The 8,199-nt window shown below is 66.8% G+C and carries 9 protein-coding genes and 5 pseudogenes; 7 read left to right on the forward strand and 7 right to left on the reverse strand.

Translation table 11 applies throughout. The annotated features are described in order from the left end of the window. Nucleotides 1-207 precede the first annotated feature (207 nt). Entirely contained in the window at nt 208-402 is a 195-nt protein-coding gene (locus ACIOHC_RS43530) for a hypothetical protein (RefSeq protein ID WP_351080012.1), read from the forward strand. A 97-nt stretch (nt 403-499) separates the two neighbouring features. Beyond that, entirely contained in the window at nt 500-724 is a 225-nt protein-coding gene (locus ACIOHC_RS43535; protein WP_351080011.1) for a hypothetical protein, read from the forward strand. Between the two features lie 160 nt (nt 725-884). Here ACIOHC_RS43535 and ACIOHC_RS43540 read toward each other — a convergent pair whose 3' ends face one another. Together ACIOHC_RS43540 and ACIOHC_RS43545 are read right to left on the reverse strand one after the other, a co-directional pair. Next, complete coding sequence (locus ACIOHC_RS43540) at nt 885-1,226, reverse strand: GNAT family N-acetyltransferase (RefSeq protein ID WP_365694777.1); 342 nt, start codon at nt 1,224-1,226, stop codon at nt 885-887. A 76-nt stretch (nt 1,227-1,302) separates the two neighbouring features. Further along, nucleotides 1,303-2,068: pseudogene (locus ACIOHC_RS43545) on the reverse strand (DUF6192 family protein); the annotation flags it as partial. 166 nt (nt 2,069-2,234) lie between these two features. Here ACIOHC_RS43545 and ACIOHC_RS43550 point away from each other — a divergent pair. Together ACIOHC_RS43550 and ACIOHC_RS43555 are read left to right on the forward strand one after the other, a co-directional pair. Continuing rightward, nucleotides 2,235-2,383 (forward strand): annotated as a pseudogene (locus tag ACIOHC_RS43550) (IS256 family transposase); the annotation flags it as partial. Then, a pseudogene (locus ACIOHC_RS43555) lies at nt 2,380-2,577 on the forward strand (hypothetical protein); the annotation flags it as partial. The pseudogenes ACIOHC_RS43550 and ACIOHC_RS43555, both read left to right, overlap by 4 nt. A 65-nt stretch (nt 2,578-2,642) precedes the next feature. On the opposite strand, the gene ACIOHC_RS43560 reads toward ACIOHC_RS43555, so the two are convergent. Continuing rightward, entirely contained in the window at nt 2,643-3,020 is a 378-nt protein-coding gene (locus ACIOHC_RS43560) for a hypothetical protein (RefSeq protein WP_351080007.1), read from the reverse strand. Nucleotides 3,021-3,120: 100 nt separating this feature from the next. On the opposite strand from ACIOHC_RS43560, the pseudogene ACIOHC_RS43565 reads away from it, so the two are divergent. Next, nucleotides 3,121-3,498: pseudogene (locus ACIOHC_RS43565) on the forward strand (IS30 family transposase); the annotation flags it as partial. Between the two features lie 158 nt (nt 3,499-3,656). Here the strand turns inward: ACIOHC_RS43565 and ACIOHC_RS43570 are convergent. From ACIOHC_RS43570 to ACIOHC_RS43585, 4 genes and pseudogenes are all read right to left on the reverse strand, one after another. Continuing rightward, the gene (locus tag ACIOHC_RS43570; RefSeq protein ID WP_351080005.1) at nt 3,657-4,232 is read right to left on the reverse strand and encodes a hypothetical protein; all 576 of its coding nucleotides are present in this window, start codon (nt 4,230-4,232) and stop codon (nt 3,657-3,659) included. Nucleotides 4,233-4,313: 81 nt separating this feature from the next. Further along, on the reverse strand, nt 4,314-4,880 hold the full coding sequence (locus tag ACIOHC_RS43575; protein ID WP_365694847.1) for a transposase: 567 nt from the start codon (nt 4,878-4,880) through the stop codon (nt 4,314-4,316). Continuing rightward, nucleotides 4,796-5,368 (reverse strand): winged helix-turn-helix domain-containing protein, encoded by a 573-nt coding sequence (locus ACIOHC_RS43580; RefSeq protein WP_351080029.1) that lies wholly within the window; start codon nt 5,366-5,368, stop codon nt 4,796-4,798. Before ACIOHC_RS43580 ends, ACIOHC_RS43575 begins: the two co-directional genes overlap by 85 nt. 103 nt (nt 5,369-5,471) lie before the next feature. Then, a pseudogene (locus ACIOHC_RS43585) lies at nt 5,472-6,186 on the reverse strand (IS5 family transposase); the annotation flags it as partial. Here ACIOHC_RS43585 and ACIOHC_RS43590 point away from each other — a divergent pair. Then, on the forward strand, nt 6,175-6,672 hold the full coding sequence (locus ACIOHC_RS43590; RefSeq protein WP_351080003.1) for a hypothetical protein: 498 nt from the start codon (nt 6,175-6,177) through the stop codon (nt 6,670-6,672). The pseudogene ACIOHC_RS43585 and the gene ACIOHC_RS43590 sit on opposite strands and share 12 nt — an antisense overlap. Nucleotides 6,673-7,619: 947 nt before the next feature. Next, on the forward strand, nt 7,620-8,199 hold a 580-nt coding region (locus ACIOHC_RS43595), incomplete at its 3' end, for an IS110 family transposase (protein ID WP_401846976.1).

Raw genomic sequence — 8,199 nt, forward strand, 5'->3', positions numbered from 1 at the left:
GACGCGGCTTCTTCCCCATGCTCTCCATGATGAACATCATCCTTCCGAGGCCAAAGCCTCTGATCTCCGATGTCCGTCAAAGCGGATCAAGCCCAGGTCGCTGGTCAGCTGTGCTCGCAACGGTCGGGAGTGTGGACCTCAGGCGGTCCGATCTTGCGCAGTCGTGCGAATGGCACAGCTGTGGCAAGTGCAAGAGCGATCGCTCCCATGAGCAAGAGGGCGAACCATGCGTCGGAGGCCGCCCATAGCGAGAGCGGACCCGGCGATCAGGGCGGGGAGGAAGGCACGAAGCGCGCCAGGAAGAAGAAGCACTGCGAGCATGAAGAAGCTCCGATGATGTGCGACCGGGGTCTTGCGCGCGGCCGCCGAAGTCTGGCGGTGATCGAAGTCCGGATGGCATGAAAGACCACACCCTCAACGGATCAGAACCTGGGCGGGAGAGACCCAGGACCGTCAGATGAACATCACAATGAGCACCCCGAGTTCTTAGCAGACCGGGATGCGAAGGCTGGCCGACAGGGTCGCCCCGGCGGTGCCCGCCCCGGCAGCGGCCGTGCTGGTGCAGGCCAGCAGGCCCGGTCCGGCCATCAGGGCGCTGGAGGGCTTCGGCGGGTTCGGCAGGCAGCGGGAACGGGCGAGCGTTGCCTACACGGCCGAGTCCGGCGAGACGATGTCCCAGGTTCCGAATCGGGTCAGGCCGGCTGGTTCGGCCGCCGCCACCTAAGGGTTGTCCCGTAATCCGTGGTGGATCAGTGCGCGGCGTCGGATGCGGTGCATCGCAAGGCGGAGGGACATCCGCATACTGGATGTATGCGGACGTTCCGACAACGCGGCGAGGTGCCGTAGCTGTCGTCGCGCGCCCGCCAGGGATTGCGGGACAGCCCTTAGGCGTGGTTGTCGAGCTGGCAGCGGTACTGCAGCTCGTGTTCCCGTGCGAGGGCGTGCCGGGAGATCGCGCGCACGAGGCGTCGGGCGTGGCCCTTGCCCCGGTGAGGCGGGAGTGTCAGCACGCCGAGGTCGGCCAGCGGCGCATCGTCCCACGGGTACATGCGCGCCACGCGTACCAGCTGCCCGTCCTCGAAGACCCTGTAGACCGCCCAGTGGTCCAGCTCGACGGACGCGTCGTCGAGATCCTGCTCGGACGCCGCTGCCTCGAACTGCATGAAGGCCCGCGCATCGGCCTCGGTGAGCGGGCGGATCGAAGGGGCGTCCGGCTTGCCGAGCAACGCCTTCCGGGCCTCGTCGGTGAAGTGAAGAGGTTGTGACCTGGTGGCGGGCGGTGTCGTCCGACATGGCTTTGAAGGTGACATCCGGCCTGCGCAGCAGGCCGGATGTCACCTCGGCCGCGACACGTTCGTCACGGGTCAGCTCCTCGATGACCTTCACCTTGTCCGCCTTGGCGACCCGGGCGACGACCGCAGGGCGCCGCAGGAAGTCCGGAGCGACCGCGGCCGCGAACTGGTCCTCGCGGGTCAGCTCCTCCACCACACGGACCTTGTCCTCGTCCCTGACCTGCGCGACCACCTCCGGCCGCCGCAGCAGGCCGCCGGTGACACGCCCCGCGACCTCGTCGTCCTCGGCGAGCGAGTGGATCGCGCTGACCTTCTCCTGCGGGGTGACGGGCTTGGCGACCTGGCGTCCGACCCGCCGGTTGGCCTCGTCCGGCGTCCAACGGAACTTGTCCCTCAGGCGGATTGAGGATCGTGGCGAATCGCTCCTCGCCGTCGGCGATGGACGCCAGGATCCGGCGGGCCGTGAATGACACTCCAGGCACCCGCTGGTCCTGCGGCCACTTCGACGCGGCCCACCAGGCCTTGTCCACCATCGCGTAGGACAGCTCGGTGTCCTCGGCCAGACGGAACAACGAGTCTTTAACCTGGAACGGCGAGTCGCTCCGCTCCTGGCCGCCGGCCTCGCGCATCGGCTCGACTTGGAGCGCGTAGTCGCCGATCGTGAACTGGATCCGGCTGGCGGTCTCCACCAGTTTCCGCAGCTCGGCCACGATCCCCGCGTACCGGTCCGCGCTGATGCTGCCGACCTTGTCGGCGTTCTCGACCTCCTCGGTCATGGGTTTCTCACCCTCAACTACGGCTTGTGCAAGGCACTTGGGGCCATGGCAAGACGCAGCCCGCCTCTCGGCCGAGAGTCAGACCGGAAATCCTGAGATCACAATGATCGACCGGAAGTGACCGGAACCTGATCGAACATGCGATTCAGGGCACCGACAGCCGGTCGCGGCCCTGGCGATGGTGTTCAAGCTCGCCGAGTCGGCCCAGGCCCGCTGGCGCGCGATCATCGCACCCCACCTCGTCGCCCTCGCCCGCAGCGCGCCCGCTTCGAACGCGGCGTCCTGGTCGAGCGTGAGCAGGACGCCGCGGCATGAGTGAGCGCAAAGAACGCCCGCTGCTGTTCCTGGACGTCGACGGACCTCTCCTGCCGTTCGGCGACGGCCCGCAGTGCGAGCCATCGGGCACCGCGTCAGATTCGTACTTGACACGGCTTGACCCGCGCGTCGGGCCTCGGCTCGCGGCACTGCTGTGTGAGCTGGTCTGGGCCACAACCTGGGAGGAGGAGGCTTTGAACGCGACCAGCTCGTCGAGCGTCCCGACGACGAGTCGGGGACGCTCAAGTCCCGTAGTTTGTCACTCGATCCAACGGGCAGCGGCCTCGTAGGTAGTGGCTGGGGTGTTGCTGAACGCGATGGCCGCATCGGGTGCGTGCCGCCGGACCAGGTTGATTACTTGCTCGAGGAGTTCAACTTGATCGTCTGAGTGCCGCAGGCCACCGCCGACGGTGACGCACTCCCACGGATGGGCTCGCAGCGCATTTCCGACGACCGCTTCCACGTCGTCACTTCCATCAAGGGCGATTAGGCAGGTCTCGACGCCCATGCCGTGTTCGGCGAACTTGGTCAGTCCCGCCTCGATCGCCTTGGCGACCGGCTCGGGATCCCACGGCCCGGGCACCCGATACGGATCAAGCCCGATGACAAGGACGCGGGGTGAAGTAGTGGTGTCCATGTGTGGACGATACGGGAAGAACGCCCCGCGAATCAGGAGGTGATGCTCAAGTCGCGTGACACGCCGATCTGAACCGCCGACTTATATGGGGAAAGCGGGACGCGGTCCTGCGCTGGCCGGCTATGGGGCGATCACGATGAAGAACGCACTCGCCAACACGATGTCGACACTGCCCGAGCAGTTGGCACGGTCGCTGACATGGGATCGGGGGAAGGAGATGTCGGCTCATGCGCAGTTTAGAGTCGAGACTGGCATTCCAGTGTTCTTCGCCGATCCTCATAGTCCGTGGCAGCGCGGCACGAACGAAAACACCAACGGGCTCCTGCGCCAGTACTTCCCGAAAGGCACCGATCTCTCAAGGTGGTCCGCCGAGGAGATCGATGCCGTCGCCCACGCTCTCAACACCAGACCCCGCAAGACACTCGGCTGGAAGACACCAGCCGAGGCATTCAACGAGCAGCTACTGCTGCTCCAATGAACCGGTGTTGCAACGACCAGTTGAATCCGGTCAATACACGTCCTTCAAGCTCGCCTGCGCCACCAGGCCTGAGCCCGCGGTGGTCATTACCGACGAGAAACCACCCAAGAGCCATGAAACTGAGCATCCATGGCCAAGTCCGAAGGCCGGCGCCCGGCTCACGCCTCGAAATCGTGATCCCCGTACTCGGCCCAGCCCCGGTCGATCAGTTCATCCGCCAACTCGTCCTCGTCGAGGTCATCGAGGTCGGTAAGGTCATCGAGGGCGCCATCGCCAAGCTTGACGTAGTCACCGTGCTCTGCGATGTCGCCCACGAGCGGTGGGACGAGGATGCTGCCCCAGTCCACAGTGACCTCGGTCCTGCCGTCGAGGTCGCCTTCGAACATCCCGTCGGCAAGCACCATCCTCACCTTCTCTGGATCATCCGCGCCAATGGCGTAGCCGGTCGGCTCGCCTGGTCCGCGGAAGGTGATGTCCGGGTAGCCGTCGACTCGGATCGTGATGAACGGGTGAAGATCGATCGAACGCACTCGTTCGCCCTGCTGGTACACGTCCAGGGCCAGCTCAGTACTGGGGCCGTAGTCGAATAGCAGCCATACGTTGATGTAGTCCTCGAGTTCGGAGTCCAGAGCACGCATGGCTTCGTCGAGACTGCCGCAGATGTGGTGCGCGTCCTTCCTGGCCCCGCCGGGAGACACACCAAACCTCAAGTCATAGAAACTCTTAAGCACCATGCCCCGGAACCCTACCCAGGGCGACTGACAACCGGCTTCCGCCGGGGTCCCCCACACCGTGGCCATACTGACTTCGGCTCGTCAGGGTGAGGTCGGGTTGTCGAGGGTGAGGCCGGTGCCGGCTATGAAGCCGTCGAGAGTTTCGGGCCGGTACTGGAGTCGTTTGAGCCGGTTGCGGACGAGGACCTCCAAGCGGTCCAGGGCGACGACAGCGAGGTTGGCCAGGCTGCGCTTGACGTGGGCCCACACGCCCTCGACCGGGTTCAGGTCGGGCGAGTAGGCGGGCAGCAGGAACACCGTCAGCCATTCCCGTCCGTCGATCAACTCTCGCATCGTGCGGGAGACATGGGTGTTGAGCCGGTCCCAGACCAGCACGACCGGTGCCTTGATGAGCTGGTGGGCGCCGTCGAGCAGAGCGATGAAGTCGCGCTCGCTTATGCTGCGGCGCTTGCCCTTGCCCGCCGGGTGGGCGATCAGCCGATGGCACAGCCGGGTCCGTGAGCCGGGCCGCATCGCAATCAGCCCGGCCACCGACAGCCGCCCCGAGCGGCGTCCGCTCACCGTCACGACCGGGGTGTGTCCGCGTCGTCCCCAGGTCCGGCCTCGGGGCGGTCGGCGGGTGAAGCCTGCTTCGTCCTCGAAGCAGATGTAGCCCCCGCAGGCCGCCCGGGCCCTTTTACCTCCGCCCAGGTCGCCTCCTTCCACACCTTCACCGCCTCCTCGTCGCGCTCGGCGACCCGCCGCACGGGGACCTGCGGGGAGAACCCGAGCCGGTGCATCAGCCGGGTGGCGCCCGAGACGCTGTAGGAGACGTGGAACTTCCTGCCGATCAGCGTGGCCACTCTCGCCGCGGTCCACACCTGGTCCTCCACCCAGCCGTGCGCGGCCGGCCCCTCCTCCAGATACGCGGCGAGCTTGTCCAGGCAGCGCGGCGACAGACGGCATCGGGATCCGTTCGGCCCGCGCGAGTCCAGGGCCTCGATCCCGCCGTCCCGCCACAACTGGTGCCACCGGTAGGCCGACTTCCGGCTCACCCGGAGACGCTGGGCGACCTCCAGAGGCTTGATCTTCTGCTCGAACAACTCGGCCGCCTGCCGCCGTACGGCCTCCCGACGCTGCCGCCCTGCGGCCGTCAGCCCGCCCCCATCCGCGTATCTCACACAACACGAGATACAGCCCGCACCCCAGGCCCATCAGGCACATCGACAAAGATCACCCTGACGAGCCGAAGTCAGTAAGCATCAGCCATCCGTAGGTCCGTTCGACCGCCCAGCGTTTGGGTATCGGGGTAAATCCCCTGGTCCTGGGGGTGCGAGTGGTGATTTCCATGTCGATGCCGAGAGCAGCGGCACGCTCGACGAGGTGCTGGCGGTAGCCACCGTCGACCCAGGCTTTGCGAAGGCTGGGATGGTTTGCGGCGGCCTGGCTGAGGAGCTGGGTGCCGGCCACCGAGTCCTGGACGCCGGCCCCGGTGACCAGCACTGCGAGCAGAAGGCCGATTGTGTCGGTCAGGATGCTCCGCTTGCGGCCGACGATCTTCTTGCCCGCATCCGTCCCCTGGCCGGCGGCCGGAACGCTGGTGGAAGCCTTGACGCTGACGCTCTGTGCGTCGATGATGCCGGCCGACGGCTCTGCGGCGCGATTGTCCTGTCTCCGTACCCGTTGCTTCAGTAGGCTGTTGAGCTGGGCGAACACCCCCGCTCTTCTCGCACTTGGAGAAGTATCCGTAGACGGTTTCCCAGGATGGGAAGTCGTGTGGCAGGTAGCGCCACTGCGCCCCGGTACGGTTCACGTACAAGATCGCGTCCAGGATTCCGCGCAGGTCATGCTCGGGAGCTCGGCCCAAGTCCAGGGCCCTGCAGCGGCGTTCGAAGCGCCAGGCGGACAGCACCGGCTCCACCAGTTCCCAACGGGCATCGGACGGGTCACTCGGATACGGACGGTGTTCGCTCATATCCAGGACATACCGACCCGGGCCGAGTGCGCCCAGGCGTTGACCTGCTGCTGTGTTGCGCTGGGGCAAGATATGTCGATGGAAACAGGTGAGCGGCTGCGCCGAACCCGGTCCTATTACTGGGGCTGCATCTACGCCAGCGACGAAGAGGAGGGAGACTTTGGTGATTTGGATGGTCCGGGCCCGATATGGACCTCGCGTTGCTGGGTGGCCATTCGGGTCCGGCACGCGCGTCTGGTTGCCAAGGAGGAAGCGGACGTTGTCCTGGCGGTAGAAGTCCGTCAGACGGCCGCAGCAGACTTCGCCTATCAAGCAACGATCGACCTCCCGTCCGGGGTGCTGTCCGTCGGAGACGCCGACAGTGACGACGCGCTCCGACTCGCGCCCGGCACATGGCTCATGCAAGTAGATCTTGACTCGCCGGACGACGCCACCAATGTACGGATCGTCCTGTCTCCGGCACGCCCATCGAACCAAGAAGAGTAAGGGCAAGTCGTGAGCTGCACTACTTCGGATTCGGCCCGGAGGGGACATCGGATGCGGGCCGGGTGCGGGACGCCGGCGTCGCCGTCTCGCCCTCCCACGCGGCCACGATCTTGGCGGCACAGGAGTCCGGAGCGACGGACAGCGACCTGCACAAGCTGGTCGCTGAGGCCATCGCAGATGCCCATTTCCGTCAAGGTGGGGGTGGACGCGTGGGTCTGTAGGTGGAGTTCAAGGCCGCCTCCGGGCGGGAGGCCGGCCTCTTGCGCCTGGTTCTCGGTGAGCTCCACCGTGACCCGAGTGCTCGCCCCCGTCACCAGGCCCAGCGTGGTCCGGGCGGCGGTGTCCACGTCAACCACAGACAGCGGGAAGTACGTGCCGCGCAGCCAGCTCGGCGGCCACCAGGAGTCGCCCATCGTCTCCGGCCGGTACCGCCGCCACGGAAGCGCGAAGGGCATCTCGCAACGGTACGTCTCGCCCACCCGGACGTCCTTGGTGCGCATGCCTCCAGGGCACTCCCCGGGCGCCGCCGCCCGCCGCCGGGTTTCGTCCGTACCGTCCCGGAGCACCCCGACCCGGCGCTACCGTGAACAAACACGCCAGCAACCCGCCCAGGAGCCTGGTTCAGACACCAGCCGCAAAGTAGGTCGCGGGTAGCGGGAGGAGCCCACGCGCCACCCAAAGCGGGGGCGCATGGTGGGAGGTGTCCGCCGCGACCGACCACCAGCCCGCTGCCGACGGTTACCCCCCGTTATGTTTTCCGCGGTCCTGCAAGAGGGCCGCTGGCCTCCGGGCCCGGCATGACTGTTGCCCCCTGTCGAACGGATGACATGGGGGGTGGTGTCACCGGGCCCGGAAGGTGCCGTCGGAGACGCTGATCAGAGGTCCGGCCACCGCCCGGTCCGGCGCAACGCCGGACAGCTCGCGGGCGGCAGGTCTGCATAACGTGGATGCGCGCGTACGACACCACTGCCGAGGCCGGCACGTTCAACAACCCTGGAAGGGCGCAATGTTCGACGGGCGTGTTCCTCGGCCTGGACGTCGGCAAGACAGCCCACCACGGCCACGGGCTGACTCCGGCCGGGAAGAAGGTCTTCGACAAGTCCCTGCCCAACAGCGAGCCGAGGCTGCGGGCTGTGTTCGACAAGCTGGCCGCGAAGTTCGGCACGGTGCTGGTCATCGTGGATCAGCCGGCCTCCATCGGCGCACTTCCGCTGACCGTGGCCCGGGATGCGGGCTGCAAGGTCGCATACCTGCCCGGCCTGGCCATGCGGCGGATTGCTGACCTCTACCCGGGCGAGGCCAAGACGGACGCGAAGGACGCGGCCGTGATCGCGGACGCCGCCCGCACCATGCCGCACACCCTGCGCTCCCCGGAACTGACCGACGAGATCACCGCCGAACTCACCGTCCTCGTCGGGTTCGACCAGGACCCCGCGTCCGAGGCCACCCGCACCAGCAACCGGATACGCGGCCTGCTCACCCAGTTCCACCCCTCGCTGGAGCGCGTCCTCGGACCACGCCTCGACC

Origin of the sequence: Streptomyces sp. NPDC088252 (genome assembly GCF_044740965.1) — a bacterium.
Lineage (GTDB): Bacteria > Actinomycetota > Actinomycetes > Streptomycetales > Streptomycetaceae > Streptomyces.